Genomic DNA, 18,099 nt, shown 5'->3' with positions numbered 1-18,099 from the left:
TTGGCTTACTCCTCAAACGAAGAGTCAGTTCGGCGTAGTTTTCTTAACAGAGCAGGCCAAGCAATATCACCGCCAGCGCCTTTGGTTACCTGTGCCGATGCCGCTTGAATACCTGCTAATATCTGCGCGGGTATTTGGGTCAAAGGAGCGCCGCCACTCTGCGCTTTTATCTGCACCTCGCAAGCTTTTTGCATAATATACATAAACAAAAAGGCATCAGCGACGCTGCTAGCACAAGTCAACAAGCCGTGATTGCGTAGTATCATAAAATTAGCATCACCAAGATCCGCCACCAATCGCACCTTTTCCTCAGGGTTTAAGGCGATGCCTTCATAGTCATGATAGGCCAAATTAGACAGAGGAAATAACGACTGCTGCGAGATAGGTAGCAAACCTTGCTCTTGCGCTGATACCGCGACGCCATCGCCAGTGTGCAAATGTAGTACGCAGTGGGCATCGTGACGTGCGCCATGTACAGCGCTATGGATGGTAAATCCTGCTGGATTGATATCGTAATTTGATGGCGATATTTTTTCACCCGCTTGATTGACTTTGACGAGATTTGAGGCGGTGATTTCTTCAAACAATAAGCCGTAAGGATTAATCAAAAATGCATCTTCGGTGTCTGGCACACGGGCGGATATATGAGTGAAAACTAGATCATCCCAGCCATACATCGCAATCAGTCGATAACAAGCGGCGAGATCGACGCGCATTTTCCATTCAGCCTCAGTGACGTTTTCTCTAACATTTGATACTGACTCATTTTGCATAATGTCATCCTTGACGGTTTTAGCTGCTGTGTATAAAGTTTTATAGATGCTTATAAAGATCATTATAAGTGATTAATTTTACTAAACTTTATAAAAATTAAGCACTGCTGTCAATGCTACAAGCATCAACTACTGAGTTTTTTGAGTCCAATCATATCGGTGCTCATGACTTATCTTAAATTAACAAGCTGTCAAGGCAGTCAAGTTACTCTAACTTTGGCTGCTTTTTTCTTATTTGACTAATCGGAATTTTGGAGGGAGAGATTAGGGCGTATTTTTTCACTTGGTAGGTATAGAAAAATAGCTAGTATAAATCAACGACATTAGATGTCGCTTCTTACTGTATAGAGTCTTGTTACTTTAGGCAGATTAGGCTATGGTTGTTTTAGCGAATCTAAGAACTCTTGTTTGGATTATAAATAATGAAAAATAAATCTAATTTTGGTGTTAAAGAGAACGAGAGAAGTGGCGCGTTTATCGCACATGTGCGAAAGAGTGATGGTAGCGAACAATTGCTTTATGACCACTTAACAGGTACAGCAGAAATAGCCAAAACTCTAGCGGCTAAAATTGGCTTACCATTGTCAGGTGAGTTAATAGGTCTGGTACATGATTTAGGTAAATATAGTAAAGCGTTTCAGACCTATATTAAACTATGTGTGGCTCATGACAAAGCTAAGTCTGGAAGCGAAACGGTAGATGATGATTTCGAAGCTTTAAAATTACAAGATAAGCCCACAAGGGGTTCTGTTGATCATTCTACAGCTGGTGCCATTTATCTTTATGAACAATTTAAACGTCTATCAACTAGTTGCATCAACAAAGTTAATCAAGAGAAAATAACCATTGGTCAAGGTAAACTGCTTGCCGATATATTATTTATCTGCGTTGCCTCACACCATAGCGGGATGATTAATGTCGTTGACCAAAAAGGAAATCGTTATCTACACAACCGTAAGCTCAAAACAGAAGACAAATCACATTATCAGGAGTCTTTAGCAAATGCTAGCAATAACACTTTATTTGCTGATTTAGAAGAAAAATTCAAGGGCAACACACTTGTAGAATTTAACCATGTTATTGATAAGCTCTTAAAAGATAACATTTCCAAACCCAAACAAAAAGACTTTTATATCGGCTTTTACGCACGGATGCTGTTTAGCTGCCTTATAGATGCTGACCGCAGCAACAGCATTGCCTTCGAATATCCGAGCCAAGCTCACCTCTTAGATTATTCTCATCCTGATTGGCAAACCGCTATAAATAAAGTCGAAGCGCTATACGATGGTTTTGTCGATAAAGCCAAACATAGTCCTCCTAACCCTATCAATTATCAGCGTAACCTTATTGCTAGTACTTGCTATGAGACAGGACAAAAAGAGCAAGGTATTTATACCCTAACCGTACCGACAGGTGGCGGCAAAACGCTTGCTAGCCTACGCTTTGCTGTTCAACACGCAAAACGCCATAATCTCGACCGTATCATCTACATCATTCCCTTTACCAGTATTATTGAGCAAAACGCTCAAGAAATACGAGATATCCTAGAGGAAAAGCTAGCTGATGGCAGTTATGCTGGAGATTGGATATTGGAGCAACACTCTAATTTAGAGCCTGATTTGCAGACATGGCAAAGCAAACTCATCATGGACAACTGGAATGCGCCCATTGTATTTACTACGATGGTGCAGTTTTTGGAAAGCTGCTTTGGCGGCGGTACCAAAGGCGTCAGACGTCTACATCAGTTGAGCCGTGCAGTACTGATATTTGATGAGGTTCAAACCTTACCTATCAATTGCTATTACTTATTCTGTAACGCCATTAACTTTTTGACTAGTTATGCTAGTTCTACTGCGGTGCTGTGTACCGCAACCCAGCCTGTCTTGAATAATTTGCCTATCGCACATAACGGTAGCCTTAATCCAGCGACAGAAATCATTGGTAATCGTGACCAGTTGACAGAATTATTCGATACTTTAAAGCGAGTAGAGATTCACGACCATACTAAACAAGCAAAAGATTTAAATAGTATGACGGGTTATATCAGCGAGAATTTTGATGAGTATGCCAGCGCCTTAGTGATTGTAAATACCAAGATTTGGGCAAGCCAGCTCTATCAGACATTATCAGAGAGTCTGCCCGAAGATGAGCTATATCATTTGAGTACAGGACAGTGTGCGCGTCATCGTAAAGACTTACTTGCGCAAATTAGAGCACGCCTAAAACAAGGTCTACCGACTTTGGTTATCTCAACCCAACTTATTGAAGCGGGTGTCGATGTGTCGTTTGCATCGGTCATTCGGTTCCTAGCAGGGCTAGATAGTATCGCGCAAGCATCAGGACGTTGTAATCGTCATGGCGAAATGAAGGATGAGAATGATAATCCTACCAAAGGGCAGGTTTTTATTGTGAAGCCTGATAAGGAAAGTCTCAGTAAGCTACCTACCATTAAGCTTGGTAAAGAGCAGATGGAGAATCATATTTTGCCGCTGCTATCTCGACCCGAAAATCAAGATAAACATCTGCTTGACCCCGATATTATGACTGACTTTTTTAAAGTGTTTTATACAACAGATTTTGCCAGGCAGCAAATGGCTTATCCCATTAAACAGACGGATGGCAAGTCTTTTGGTAGTGACACTATCTTTGGTTGGACAAGCAATAATAGTCTCAATCCTGCGGTCGATAATGATAACGTCAGCAGACTTAAAAACGGTCAGTTCCCTAAGTTATGGCAATCATTTATGGATGCAGGACGTGCCTTTAAAGCTATTGACGCACCAACCAAAGCCATTATCGTACCTTATGAAGATGAAGGTCGTGATTTAATTACTGCTTTATACGGGACGCAAGTTAGTGACAAAGAATTTTATAAGCTGGCGCGAGAAGCTCAGCAATATAGCGTCAATGTTTTTCCTTATATGTTTGATAAATTACAGCAAGAGCACGCTATAGAACAGGTTAGAGATACAGGTATCTTTACTTTGTCGGAGAAGTTCTACGATGAGCATATGGGGTTAGATGTAGCGGGAGATGGCAAGCTTGATTTTATAGAAGGGTTTTGAAACAAGGTAGATGTTCTAGAGTCATAACAACCAAAATTATTTTAAGTCATGAAAGGAAATCAAATGTCGCAAAATATAAAACCAAAAAACTTAATCGAATTTCTCCTCACAGGACGAAACGCTTTATTCACTGATCCCATCACTCGTATCGGTGGTGAAAAGACCAGTTATCACTTGCCTACTTATGAAGCGTTAAAAGGTGTTTGTAAAAGTATCTATTGGAAGCCTAGCATCATTTGGTACATCGATAAAGTACGTGTGATAAATCCCATTCGTACACAAACCAAAGGTATGAAGCCGATTAGATATCATAAAGACGGCAACGATTTGGCTTATTATACTTATCTTCATGACGTCGCTTATCAAGTGCAGGCGCACTTTGAATGGAATATGCACCGCCCAGAGCTTGAAGCTGACCGTATAGATGGCAAGCATTATAGTATTGCCAAACGTATGGTCGATAAAGGCGGTCGCCAAGATATATTTTTAGGTGCCAGAGAATGTCAGGGTTATGTCGAACCTTGTGAGTTTGGTAGTGGTAAAGGCGCTTACGATCATACTGATGAGTTAGGCTACGGGCTGATGTTTCATAGTTTCGCTTATCCTGATGAGACTGGTGTAGATGAATTGCACAGCCGCTTTTGGCACGCTGTGATGCGTTTTGGGGTTATAGAGTTTCCCAAGCCCACTGATGACTTGCAAGCCGATAGTAGTAACGGTATGCCCAATCGATTTGTCCGCGCTATGAACGCCAAGACCTTTACGCTTGATGAGAATATTGAGTCCGTCACCAGTACGGAGGAGTCGCTATGAGCTGGTTGCAACGACTGTATCAAACCTATGAGCTGGCAAGCCAAAACGAAGAGATTCAAGCGCAAGAAAGCAGCTTAATGCCCTATTATCATGTCAATCAAAACGTGCAAATTATCGTGACTATCAACGATAAAAGCGACTTTGTTAACGCTGAGGTATGCCGAGATGGCAACGGCAAGGTTAAATCAAGCTACTTAGTGATTCCAGCGACCAATGCTTCTGCTAATCGTACTTCTAAACCAGTTGCTCATCCATTATCCGATAAGTTGCAATATGTTGGTAAAGACTTTCACGACTACGGTAATGGCGATAAAGATGATTACTATTATCTTTATCAGCAAGAATTAAGTGGTTGGTGCAACTCTAAGTATAATCATCCAAAAGCGCAAGCTGTCCTCAACTATGTACAAAAAGGCACGCTAGTCAAAGATTTATTAGAGGCGAATGTTTTGATTGCTGACCCTGATAATACCAGCAAACTTGCCTACCCTGAACAAGCCAGTGATTATCCTGATAGCCTTTTGTCATCTTTGAATAAGAACAAAGGGGTATTTGACCAAGGAGCGGCATTTATCGCTTGGCGAGTTACTGCCACAAAACTGGGCAAACAAGCTGAGCATGGTAAATCTGAAACATGGCGAGATGAGAGTTTGTTTGAGTCATGGCAGCAGTTTTATGCCACGCTCGATAGCACCGATGGTTTTTGTTACATCACTGGCAAAGACAGTCCGCTGGCAAGCAAACATCCCAATCGCATTCTGCGTAGCGCCACCAATGCTAAGCTTATATCAGCCAATGATTTATCCAGCTTTACCTTCCTAGGACGCTTTACCGACGATGAAAAATCTATTAAAGCGCATGGTCTACAAGGGGCAAATATCAGTGCGGTCGTCACTGAAAAAGCTCATGCTGCTTTGTCATGGTTATTGACCCGTCAAGGACGCGAAGAAGCTGGTCAAGCCGTCGTTGCTTGGGCAATCTCGGGTAAAGAAACCCTACAACCTACTGAATCATTTGACCAAAATGTGACATTTGAGGTGTCAGACCATACAGTATCAGTTGAAGAAGATATAGAAGATAGTTCCGACACTTCTGAGGAAATAAATGCTGATAGTTTTGAAGAGATGGAAAATGAAGACGATGTGCAAGAAGATATCACCTCTAACAATGACTCTATATCTCCAATTAATCATAGCAATAATCTAGGTCAGACCTTTGCTACGCACCTTAACAATACCATGCAAGGCTATCGTCAACGACTCGATAAACACGATCAAATCTCAATTATTACCTTAGATGCCGCTACCCCTGGGCGCATGGCGGTTACCTATTATCATGAAACCATGCCAGATGATTATATTGATGCTTTAGAGTGTTGGTATCAGCAGTTTTCTTGGTATGCCACTTATAAGGATAATAATACCAACGAGCGTAAGCTGACCATCAAAGCGCCAATACCTAAGCTGATAGCGCAAGTGGCTTACGGTTCTCGTGTATCAGATGCGCTTAAAAAACAAGTGGTCTCACAAGTACTGCCGTGTATCGTGGAGGGAGAGTCGAGGCGATTCCCTTGGCAGCTGGTAGATTTATGTATTAAGCGTGCCTGTAATCCGTTGACATTAGAACACTGGGAATGGGAGCAAGCGTTAGGCGTCGCCTGTGCTTTATATCGTGGATATCATTTGCGTCAATCAGACCATAAAAAAAGGAGCTATACCGTGGCATTAAAAACAGACTATAACAGCCGAGATTATTTATATGGTCGCTTGCTGGCAGTTGCCGAAGATATTGAGAGTTTGGCGTTATATATCGCTGGCGAAAAGCGCAATACAACAGCACAGCGCTATATGCAGCAGTTTGCCAATCGACCCTTTACCACATGGCGCAATATTGAGCTGGCTCTCAAACCTTATGAGAACCGTCTAAAATCTAACCGTGCAGGTTATCTTGCGAATATGCAGGACTTACTAGACCAAATTATGAGTCGCTTCGACGTTGAAGACTTCAATAGTGATGCAGCTTTATCAGGTGAGTTCTTGCTCGGTTATCATAGTCAAAAAATGCAAATAAAACTGGATAAGCAGCAGTCTAAGAAGGCCCGTGAAGATAAAAAGCATTTAGAAACTACTGACGAAACCGCTTAATTTAGACTTTAGAATCTATGTATTCAAAACTTAATAAAAGGATAAATCATGACCGCCTCTACCCAAAACCCTATCAGTAACAAAATTGACTTCGCTCTCATTATTGGGGTCAACAATGCCAACCCCAATGGTGATCCGCTAAATGGTAACCGTCCGCGTACCGACTTTGCAGGTAATGGCGAAATTACCGATGTTTGCTTAAAGCGTAAAATTCGTGACCGTCTGCAAGAGTCTGATGAGAACATCTTTGTACAGTCGGATGAGAAGAAAACTGACGGTATGACCAGTCTAAAAAACCGTGCCTATGATGAAGAAGTCGGCTTGGGTAAGAATGCTTTTGAAGCCAATAAAAAAGAAAATATCGAGGCAAAGCGTGATGAAACCGCGCAAAAAGCTTGTGATAAATGGTTCGATGTCCGTGCCTTTGGTCAAGTATTTGCTTTTAAAGCAGATACCAAAGGCGCGGATGGTGTGTCTATTCCTATTCGCGGACCTGTTACTATTCAATCAGCGTTTAGCCTGCAACCTGTCGATATTACCAGTACCCAAATTACTAAAAGTGTCAGCGGTGAGGGTGACGGCACAAAAAAAGGTAGTGATACTATGGGTATGAAGCACCGCGTAGATGAAGGTGTTTATGTGACTTATGGTGCGATTACGCCGCAATTAGCAGAACGAACTGGCTTTAGTGATAGCGATGCCGAAAAGATAAAACAGATTTTGCCTAAACTCTTTGAAGGTGATGCGTCATCGGCTCGACCTGAAGGTAGTATGCAGGTTAAAAAAGTGATTTGGTGGGAGCATAGTAGCAAGTCGGGTCAATATTCGTCTGCTAAAGTGCATCGTAGCTTAAAAGAGTTGCTAAACGAAAATAATGGTGAGTTTGATGAAGACGCGTTAAAGTCAGCGTTAGAAGGATTAGAGCCTGAGATTATTGATGGATTTTAAACGCCAATTAGTCTTTTATCACTTGAGTAAACTTTGTTTATCAAAGTTTGCTCAAGACTTATTATTAATTCAGAGTAAAGCTGACCATGCAAACCCTATACCTATCCCGCTTACAACACTATCTATTCTGTCCGCGTCAGTTTGCGCTGATAGAGCTGGAGTGCGCGTGGGAGGAGAATATCTTTACCGCCGAAGGTCAAGTCATGCATGAAAAGGTCAACTCGGGCGGTCATGATACGCGCGGTAATATAAAGACCGTGCGTACTTTGCGATTAGGACACGAAGCGCTGGGATTAGAAGGCGTGGCTGATGTCGTCGAGTATCATACCGATGACGCTGGTACGCAGACCCCTTTTCCTGTTGAGTACAAGCGTGGTAAGCCCAAATCACATCGTGCTGATGAGGTGCAACTTTGCGCCCAAGCCTTATGCCTAGAAGATATGCATGGCTGTGTCGTACCAAAAGGGGCGCTATTTTATGGTAAAACCCGTCGCCGTCACGCGGTAGATTTTGATGATAAGCTGCGGCAAATTACTTTGGACGCTATTAATGATTGTCGGCATATTATAGAAAGTGGTCAAACGCCAAAGCCGACCTACAGCACCAGTAAATGCCGTAACTGCTCGCTTAAAGATATCTGTCATCCAAAGATTTTTAATAAAAATGCTAAGGCTTGGCTTAGCAAAAAAATTAATATGAGCTTAGAGGATTAGCGTTATTTGCGCTTTGGTTGACTATTAACCCAGCTAATTTTTTAGTATTTCTACTTTTTAGCCTCTATAAGGAAAATCATGCGCCCACTCAAAAACACTTTATTCGTGCAGACTCAAGGCGCGTGGCTGAATAAGCAAGGCGAAAATGTGGTCATGAATATTGACCATGAAGTCAAAGGACGTGTACCGATACATAAGCTTGATGCTATCGTTTGCTTTGGGCAAGTGTCGATATCACCAGCACTCATGGCGCACTGTACTGACAACGCTATAACGATTACCCATCTCAATCGCTATGGTAAGTTTCAAGCTCGTATTGAAGGCGCGGTCAGTGGTAATGTGCTCTTGCGCCGTGAGCAGTATCGCATCAGCGATGATCCTGAGCGTGTGCAGCCCATCTGTCACAGCGTCATCTTAGGCAAAGTTCACAATCAGCGCCAAGTGATTCGCCGCTACCTACGGGATTATAAAAATCAGCTAGATGAGCCAACTATTGATAAATTAGAATCAGCACAACAGCGTTTAGAGAATGGTCTAAACAAAATACTCGCGACTCAAAACTTACCTGACTTATTAGGGCGCGAAGGTGAGATGGCGAGCGTTTATTTTAGTGTGTTTCCACATTTCATTCGTAATTCTGACTTTAGCTTCCCTAAACGCACGCGCAATCCGCCTACTGACGCGGTCAACGCATTGCTGTCTTTTACTTATACGCTGATGACCCATGATTGTCGTAGTGCGCTTGAAACGGTAGGACTTGATCCTGCTTGCGGAGTATTTCATCAATTACGCCCTGGTCGTCCCTCATTGGCATTAGATTTGGTTGAGGAGTTTAGACCTATCGTTGATCGCTTTGTGTTATCTCTTATCAATAAAAAGCAATTGAGCAAGTCGGACTTTAAGACAGAAGCGAGTGGGGCGGTTTGGCTCAAGGACGAAGCACGACAAACCTTTTTTAAGGCATGGCATGATCGTAAGCAGCAGACCATTTATCATGATTGGTTTGAGGAGACCGTACCATTTGGCTTACTGCCGCACTTGCAAGCGACTATCATGGCGCGTCACATCAGAGGCGATATTGATGCTTATATTCCATTTTTGTGGAAATAATAACGCTAATAAAAAGGATTTATATTATGATGGTATTGGTCACTTATGATATTAGCTCAGAGGATGCAACTTGCGCTAAACGACTGCGCCATGTCGCCAAGCACTGTCTAAACTTTGGACAGCGGGTGCAATACTCTGTGTTTGAAATCGAGGTCAATCCTGCTCAGTGGACGACACTTAGAGCCACACTTGAGGACATTATTAATCATGATGTGGATAGCTTACGCTATTATTACCTTGGTAAAAACTGGCAAAATAAAGTGGAACACATTGGGGCAAAACCTGTGTTAGACTTAAATGATGTACTGCTATTCTAATTGTTATAACCTATTATTTGACGGTTATAAGGTTAATGCGAACCCATAGCGTACATAAAATCTCTAGGAGACTCGCAAAGGGATTGTAATGCTATTTAACAACTTGATTTTACTACCTTTATTATTTTGCAATAAAAACTTGGTGAGTGATACGCTCGCCAAACTCGCTCATAGTTTGGACGTTCGCAAATTTCAAGGTTTAATCTTAACCTTATTAGCGACTTAGACTAGGGGCTATCGCGTCCATCACGGGCGCGTGGATTGAAACAGGCGTTAGGCTCATTGCAAATCCCCCAGCGCAATCGCGTCCATCACGGGCGCGTGGATTGAAACAGCAGTGCGCTTAAATACTGATACCAAATTGCCGCATCGCGTCCATCACGGGCGCGTGGATTGAAACACGAAAAGGCTTTAACATCAACTTTGGTAACTCATCGCGTCCATCACGGGCGCGTGGATTGAAACTTAGCTGCACCTTCGGAGTTTTCAAGCTTATTAAATCGCGTCCATCACGGGCGCGTGGATTGAAACGTTATTTGAATTTGGCATTGGATTACCTTTGTATTATCGCGTCCATCACGGGCGCGTGGATTGAAACGTACTCATCTTTACTTGATCCACCAGCGTCGCATCGCGTCCATCACGGGCGCGTGGATTGAAACGCGTCTAGTGAATAGAGCGTGTCGCCTAGCAAACGGATCGCGTCCATCACGGGCGCGTGGATTGAAACCATCATATTTGCACATAATTACCCATCCTTTTTAATCGCGTCCATCACGGGCGCGTGGATTGAAACTACTATGGTGAGGCAAGCGTCTACCAAAAATGGTATCGCGTCCATCACGGGCGCGTGGATTGAAACAAATGATGCTGAGAACTCAGCAGTAGTTATGACATCGCGTCCATCACGGGCGCGTGGATTGAAACAACGATACTACCTTTTCGTCCTGCTCGATAAACATCGCGTCCATCACGGGCGCGTGGATTGAAACTGGCAGTTTGATATTGTGCGTGCGCTGATAGCATCGCGTCCATCACGGGCGCGTGGATTGAAACACCAGGGCGGCAACCGGTCCAGAACTGCCAGACATCGCGTCCATCACGGGCGCGTGGATTGAAACCCAGCGATACGATCTGGCTGGTACATTGTATTTGATCGCGTCCATCACGGGCGCGTGGATTGAAACGCTTATAAACAGCTTGCTGGAGTTATAGAAAGTAAATCGCGTCCATCACGGGCGCGTGGATTGAAACTACGAACCAAGCGAACCAAAACTCAAGCAGCTAATCGCGTCCATCACGGGCGCGTGGATTGAAACTATTTCGTCGCTAAGATCATAAAGCGATTGGGTATCGCGTCCATCACGGGCGCGTGGATTGAAACCGCTTGCGCTGTTGCGTAGTTAGTGAGCGCACATCGCGTCCATCACGGGCGCGTGGATTGAAACGCCAATCTCAAACGAGTCTGTAAATTTTAGATATCGCGTCCATCACGGGCGCGTGGATTGAAACGCGGCGCGCAGTACAAAACACCGCCTCAGCGACATCGCGTCCATCACGGGCGCGTGGATTGAAACCCTCGCCTTGCATCACATCGCCGTGCTTGTATAATCGCGTCCATCACGGGCGCGTGGATTGAAACCCATAATGCGAATCTTGTATTGCAATGTCGTTTATCGCGTCCATCACGGGCGCGTGGATTGAAACCGTGTCTCAGTGCGGCGATGTGGGGCGGTACGATCGCGTCCATCACGGGCGCGTGGATTGAAACTTAGCGCCAACCGTATAACGTTGGATCTCTTTTAATCGCGTCCATCACGGGCGCGTGGATTGAAACCCACATTTCATCAAGCTTAACGTGAGTAGGTGCATCGCGTCCATCACGGGCGCGTGGATTGAAACGGTGATAATATTAAGCCGCAGCTACTATCTTTTATCGCGTCCATCACGGGCGCGTGGATTGAAACGCATTATAGGCTGGCAAGGGCTGCGAGATATGGGATCGCGTCCATCACGGGCGCGTGGATTGAAACAAGTCAAAAATGAAAAAAGAAGAGTGGGGCATAATCGCGTCCATCACGGGCGCGTGGATTGAAACTAATCTTCACACAAAGAAAAAGGGCGACATTATATCGCGTCCATCACGGGCGCGTGGATTGAAACATCGTAAAAGAATATAGAGCCAATAGGGGGTAAATCGCGTCCATCACGGGCGCGTGGATTGAAACCTGCTGTACCTATTAGTGGAAATGGTAACGTTATCGCGTCCATCACGGGCGCGTGGATTGAAACATCGTAAAAGAATATAGAGCCAATAGGGGGTAAATCGCGTCCATCACGGGCGCGTGGATTGAAACAGTTCAGCTCATGTATCAGACGCGCTATCAACACTAGGATCGCGTCCATCACGGGCGCGTGGATTGAAACAGTGATAGAGACGTTTTCATCTTCAAGCGGTACGGATCGCGTCCATCACGGGCGCGTGGATTGAAACGAAACAGTATATTGATATGCATTGAAAAGCCCTATCGCGTCCATCACGGGCGCGTGGATTGAAACGTCTTACAAATAATTGCTATGGTGTGCATCATCAATCGCGTCCATCACGGGCGCGTGGATTGAAACAATGCATTGATAGGCAATTGACATAGTTAGTTAATCGCGTCCATCACGGGCGCGTGGATTGAAACTATCTGTGTACGCTACTGCGCGTGTATTCAAAATCGCGTCCATCACGGGCGCGTGGATTGAAACACGAGCCATGATAGCCTCCTAGTTCCAGTACTTTTCAGGATCGCGTCCATCACGGGCGCGTGGATTGAAACGCGTGGAAATTAGAAACAAGTAAAACGCTGTAAATCGCGTCCATCACGGGCGCGTGGATTGAAACATACCCTAAAGCTTTTGCTAGATCAGCGGATGTATCGCGTCCATCACGGGCGCGTGGATTGAAACGTCAAGTCGCTCTCTAACGTCGCGATCGATGCCATCGCGTCCATCACGGGCGCGTGGATTGAAACATCAAAGATGGTGCGCTATTTATCAAGTTGCAAATCGCGTCCATCACGGGCGCGTGGATTGAAACTTGATCATCGGTTGCCGTGATATTATCACTTAATCGCGTCCATCACGGGCGCGTGGATTGAAACATCGTCACTGTTAGGATGGATTTTAGCTTTCTATCGCGTCCATCACGGGCGCGTGGATTGAAACGTCTTAGCCAACCGAACTGGGAAGTATTTTATATCGCGTCCATCACGGGCGCGTGGATTGAAACTCGATGCCAGCGACTGTATATCCGCCGCATATATCGCGTCCATCACGGGCGCGTGGATTGAAACAGCGATGGTTTGAGCGCAATTTCTATCTAATTGATCGCGTCCATCACGGGCGCGTGGATTGAAACAAATAAACAGCAAATAACAATAATTCGTACTTTATCGCGTCCATCACGGGCGCGTGGATTGAAACTGGAACGTTGATATTTTTGCCTTTAGATTTTTATCGCGTCCATCACGGGCGCGTGGATTGAAACAAATTGCAAATGCCGCTAATATCCAAGGCATGAATCGCGTCCATCACGGGCGCGTGGATTGAAACGATAACATCATGTTCTGGGTTTTCCATGCCTGATCGCGTCCATCACGGGCGCGTGGATTGAAACGGTTACCCAAAACCCATCTTCATCGCCGCCGCCATATCGCGTCCATCACGGGCGCGTGGATTGAAACGCATCGTGACCAATCACGCCGATGGCGTTGATGATCGCGTCCATCACGGGCGCGTGGATTGAAACAATGTTATTGACTCCTAGTTTGGTAGGGTTGATAATCGCGTCCATCACGGGCGCGTGGATTGAAACGACCTGTATGTTGTTTTTATAGTAGCGATAGACATCGCGTCCATCACGGGCGCGTGGATTGAAACTTGCCGATATACCGAACGCTTAAGGCTGATACCATCGCGTCCATCACGGGCGCGTGGATTGAAACAGGATCGTAGACCACGATGCCTAGATTGCCGTATCGCGTCCATCACGGGCGCGTGGATTGAAACTTGTGACGGCAAATCATAGCGATACTCGTTCGCATCGCGTCCATCACGGGCGCGTGGATTGAAACAATTTCATCCCAGAGATAGCGATCATCACTTGTTATCGCGTCCATCACGGGCGCGTGGATTGAAACTCGTATATCACTCACATTACTCTCCTTGTTTAAATCGCGTCCATCACGGGCGCGTGGATTGAAACGGCAAGTTAGGTGAAATAGCCGCTAAATATTTGATCGCGTCCATCACGGGCGCGTGGATTGAAACTAATTGACGTATATAACTCATCAATACTTGTATAAATCGCGTCCATCACGGGCGCGTGGATTGAAACCATAACTACCTCTTATTGTCATTGATTTTCTTTATCGCGTCCATCACGGGCGCGTGGATTGAAACTTGCAATGTGCTGGCTCGACCTTCGCCCCAAGCATCGCGTCCATCACGGGCGCGTGGATTGAAATTATTTTACTAATAGCCTCCTTTTACAGACCATATTCACACATTAATAGGAACATCTTTAAAAACATCTCTATTAACAAGTTTTTACTGGTTATCTGCACCGTGCTTTTAGTATGATTTAGATGTAGCTACTTTGCAAACTCAGAGTCCATAGCCATTCATCAATGAGGTCTATTATGCGCAAGATTCCTATTTATTCCCACCCAGCCGCTGGTTGGCCCGCGCTAATTGCCTCAACTCGTAAGCTGATGGATTATAAGGCTTTTACTCGTGGTAGTTTAAGCGTATTCAGTAGTAACCAGCCTAATGGTGGCTTTGATTGTCCAGGCTGTGCTTGGCCTGATCATAAGACTCATAAGACGCTAGATGTCTGTGAGACGGGAATAAAAGTGCTGGCAAGCGAGACGATGTCGACCAAAGCCGATGCGGAGTTTTTCGCTAGACATACCGTGACTGAGCTACAAGGTTGGAATGGTTATGAGCTTGAGCATAGCGGGCGTTTATCGGAGCCGATGCGTTATGACGCTGCGCAAGATAAATATTTACCAATCGCTTGGTTGGATGCTTATAAAATTATCGCTGAACAGTTAAATGCGCTTAATTCTCCTGATGAGGCGCTATTTTATACCTCAGGTCGCGTGACCAATGAACCCGCCTTTTTATATCAATTATTTGTGCGCTGCTTTGGTACTAATAACCTGCCAGATTGCTCAAATATGTGTCATGAGCCAACCTCAGTGATGTTAGGTCGTCAATTAGGCGTTGGTAAAGCGACGGTAATGCTAGAGGATTTTGAGCAAGCCAAACTGATTATAATGTTTGGGCAAAATCCTGCGACGAATCATCCGCGAATGCTGGAGATGCTCGCTCATGCACACAAGCAAGGCTGCAAAATTATCTCGATCAATCCGATGCGTGAGCAAGGGCTAAGCGCTTTTAGAAACCCACAAAAGCCTACGCACATGGCAATGGGTCAGAGCGATGATCTGGTCGATAATGTGATTCAAATTCAAATCGGTGGTGATACAGCGCTATTGACAGGTATTGCCAAATGGCTGACTAAGAATAATAAAATCGATAACGACTTTATAGAGCAGCATACTTCTGGTTATACAGAGCTTGATTATTGGTTACGCCAACAATCTTGGAGCGACGTTGAGCGTGGCTCTGGAATTAGTAAAGATGAGATTGTCAGCATTGCGAAGTTAGTCGCCAACAGTCCAAAGACCATTTGCACTTGGGGTATGGGAATCACTCAACACGTGCAAGGCGATGACAATGTGGCGATGATTACCAATTTATTGCTGCTAATGGGCATGATCGGCGTTGATGGCGGCGGCGCATCACCAATACGCGGGCACTCTAATGTACAGGGTGATCGGACAATGGGTGTGCATGAGCGGCCTGGGCAAAAGCTGCTCGATAGCTTAGAGAAAGTATTTAACCGTCCTATGCCACAAGAGGACGGTTTCGATGTGGTAGCTGGCGCGAAAGCATTGATAGACGGTGAGCTCAAAGCCTTTGTCAGTATGGGTGGCAATTATGCCGTAGCCGCGCCTAATATGAGTGCTATACAACAAGCGTTGACAACCACTCAGCTTAACGTATTTGTTGGCACTAAGCTCAACGGTACTATGCTATATCCTGGGGCGAACAATTTGATTCTACCTTGTATTAGCCGTACTGAGAGCATTATGACCAAAAAGGGTGAGCAGTTTGCAACGACCGAGGATTCAATGTGTCAGGTATCGCGCTCGCAGGGTAGTCTTAAACCGATTAGCGGTATGATAAAATCTGAGGTGCAAATCATCGCTGATATGGCAACCCATGTATTAGGCACGGATGACCCAATTGATTGGCAGGCCATGAGTGAGGATTTTGATATTATTCGTGATTACGTCGCTGAAGCTATTGAAGGCTTTGAAAGCTTTAATAAGCGTGTCCGCGAGGCTGATCGAGGTTTTCATCTATATCATCCCGCGCGCCATCGGGTTTGGAATACAGATAGTGGCAAGGCGCAGTTTGAAGTACCACAATATCCGATCACTTTTGTAGCGGCACAAATGACCGAGGCAAATGCCGATCTACAATTGGGCAATGTCGATTACGATGATAACAATAGTGCTATTGAAGCTCATCAACAAGTATGGCAATTGACTAGTGTACGTAGTCACGATCAGTTTAATACTATGATTTTTGGCTACAAGGATCGCTACCGTCAAACAGATCGCCGTGATGTGCTATTTATGCATCCTGATGAGATCCAGCGTATAGGTTGGAGAAAAGGCGATAGCGTTACGGTATCGCGTCAAGACAGTCATGGTCAGATGCGTACCCTTGGGCCTTTAGTGTTAACAGAGATGGATATCGCGGCTAACGCGGTGGCGACCTACTATCCTGAGTGCAATGATTTATTCGACTTAGATACCCATGCGCCAGACTCGCATATCCCTGCCTATAAGTCATCAACGGTTATTTTGGAGCGCGCCAAGCCCGTTAAAGTAAAAGAGAAGAGCGCTAAAGAAGTCGATAGTGAGGTCAGCCCGCAAGCTGCTTTTGCTTAGTACAAAGTGATTTTTTTATAATGATTTCAGGGTGGGTTGGCTTAAGGTTAACCCACCTATTTTATTTAATATCGATTGCGACACTCAAATAATATCTAAAAGTATAAAGGTTGATAAAGTGACTAAACCAATTGAATCGACCCCACTTGCACGCATTCATCCTACTCTAAGACACTATTGTCCAACAGCTACTTTATTAAATGATGAAAACTCAATTATTAAAAATTCAAATCTTGAAAACTTTAACGTCGAAAATTCAAACGTAGAAAATTTGATTATTGAAGATAAGCCCGCCAGTCTAGCGGTAGAAGCTGCGGTTGCTATCGTGATTAATGGCATTCACTACGCAGTATTGATGGCAAGTCCACATCAGCTAGAGTATTTAGCTATCGGCTTTTTATATAGTGAAGGGCTTATCGAGCACAGCTTTGAGCTATTGGATTGGGAGGTGATGCAGTTAAGCGATGAAGCAAAACTGAACGCTTTTACTCAAGATAACGCTATAAATAGTAAAAATGATAATGACGATCATTCTGAACTTAATAGTTTTGAGCATCTACTAGATTACGACACTTATGTTATTGAGCTGACCTTGAGCCAACGCTGTCATCAACGTATTCAAGCACAAAAGCGTATGCTGGCAGGGCGTACAGGTTGTGGAATGTGTGGTATTACAGGAATCACCCAAGCATTACCTGATTTAAGTTTTTATTTACAACATAATCAAAAGAATATCGATATAAGTCAACCTAGTCTTGATGAGCTACTAGCTATACGCGCACAAATCGATGCAACTCAACATACCCATAAATTAACAGGCGCGGTTCATGCTGCAGCGACCATGCAGGGTAATACGTTGCATTTATTTGAGGACGTTGGGCGTCATAATGCGCTGGATAAGCTTATTGGCTGGCAGTTACGTCACAAGGCAGAAGTTCACTGCGTAGTTATGACTTCACGATTATCTATTGAGCTAGTACAGAAATCTATTCGTATGCGCCTGCCATGGCTAGTGGGCATGTCAGCCCCGACAAGTACTGCGGTAAGAGTAGCTGAACGCTATGGTTTAGGGCTGGGTGGATTTTTACGGGATAATAGAGTGACTTTTTATACGGAGTATTAAATAATTATCATTCATAT

At 44.5% G+C, this 18,099-nt stretch carries 10 protein-coding genes and 1 CRISPR repeat array; of the genes, 9 read left to right on the top strand and 1 reads right to left on the bottom strand.

Annotated features, from left to right (window positions below; genetic code table 11):
* Window positions 1-5: 5 nt before the first annotated feature.
* Window positions 6-773 (bottom strand): class II aldolase/adducin family protein, encoded by a 768-nt coding sequence (locus tag ACR63T_RS10175; protein ID WP_472783917.1) that lies wholly within the window; start codon window positions 771-773, stop codon window positions 6-8.
* 422 nt (window positions 774-1,195) lie between these two features.
* Between ACR63T_RS10175 and cas3 the strand changes: the two genes are divergently transcribed.
* The 9 genes from cas3 to ACR63T_RS10130 all read left to right on the top strand — a co-directional run bounded on the left by cas3 (window position 1,196) and on the right by ACR63T_RS10130 (window position 18,082).
* Window positions 1,196-3,838 carry a CRISPR-associated helicase Cas3' gene (gene cas3 / locus ACR63T_RS10170; RefSeq protein ID WP_472783916.1) on the top strand — a complete coding sequence of 881 codons (2,643 nt, stop codon included), beginning with the start codon at window positions 1,196-1,198 and terminating at the stop codon, window positions 3,836-3,838.
* A 63-nt stretch (window positions 3,839-3,901) separates the two neighbouring features.
* Window positions 3,902-4,651: a type I-C CRISPR-associated protein Cas5c gene (gene cas5c, locus ACR63T_RS10165; RefSeq protein WP_472783915.1), complete on the top strand. Its 750-nt coding sequence runs from the start codon at window positions 3,902-3,904 to the stop codon at window positions 4,649-4,651.
* Complete coding sequence (gene cas8c, locus ACR63T_RS10160; RefSeq protein ID WP_472783914.1) at window positions 4,648-6,795, top strand: type I-C CRISPR-associated protein Cas8c/Csd1; 2,148 nt, start codon at window positions 4,648-4,650, stop codon at window positions 6,793-6,795. The genes cas5c and cas8c overlap by 4 nt, the downstream gene beginning before the upstream one ends.
* Window positions 6,796-6,843: 48 nt before the next feature.
* The gene (gene cas7c, locus ACR63T_RS10155; protein WP_472783913.1) at window positions 6,844-7,743 is read left to right on the top strand and encodes a type I-C CRISPR-associated protein Cas7/Csd2; all 900 of its coding nucleotides are present in this window, start codon (window positions 6,844-6,846) and stop codon (window positions 7,741-7,743) included.
* A gap of 86 nt (window positions 7,744-7,829) precedes the next feature.
* The gene (cas4, locus tag ACR63T_RS10150; protein ID WP_472783912.1) at window positions 7,830-8,456 is read left to right on the top strand and encodes a CRISPR-associated protein Cas4; all 627 of its coding nucleotides are present in this window, start codon (window positions 7,830-7,832) and stop codon (window positions 8,454-8,456) included.
* 78 nt (window positions 8,457-8,534) lie between these two features.
* Window positions 8,535-9,566, top strand: coding sequence for a type I-C CRISPR-associated endonuclease Cas1c (gene cas1c, locus ACR63T_RS10145; RefSeq protein WP_472783911.1), 1,032 nt, complete (start codon window positions 8,535-8,537; stop codon window positions 9,564-9,566).
* 26 nt (window positions 9,567-9,592) lie between these two features.
* Entirely contained in the window at window positions 9,593-9,883 is a 291-nt protein-coding gene (cas2, locus tag ACR63T_RS10140; RefSeq protein WP_472783910.1) for a CRISPR-associated endonuclease Cas2, read from the top strand.
* Window positions 9,884-10,119: 236 nt separating this feature from the next.
* Window positions 10,120-14,397: a CRISPR direct-repeat array (repeat unit 32 nt; unit sequence ATCGCGTCCATCACGGGCGCGTGGATTGAAAC).
* Between the two features lie 174 nt (window positions 14,398-14,571).
* Entirely contained in the window at window positions 14,572-16,959 is a 2,388-nt protein-coding gene (locus ACR63T_RS10135) for an FdhF/YdeP family oxidoreductase (protein ID WP_472783909.1), read from the top strand.
* Between the two features lie 118 nt (window positions 16,960-17,077).
* Window positions 17,078-18,082, top strand: coding sequence for a formate dehydrogenase accessory sulfurtransferase FdhD (locus ACR63T_RS10130; protein ID WP_472783908.1), 1,005 nt, complete (start codon window positions 17,078-17,080; stop codon window positions 18,080-18,082).
* Window positions 18,083-18,099: the final 17 nt, after the last annotated feature.

The sequence above is a fragment of the Psychrobacter sp. M17(2026) genome (assembly GCF_055699815.1).
Note: the sequence above shows the minus strand (reverse complement) of the source record. Positions and strands in the feature narration are given on the sequence as shown.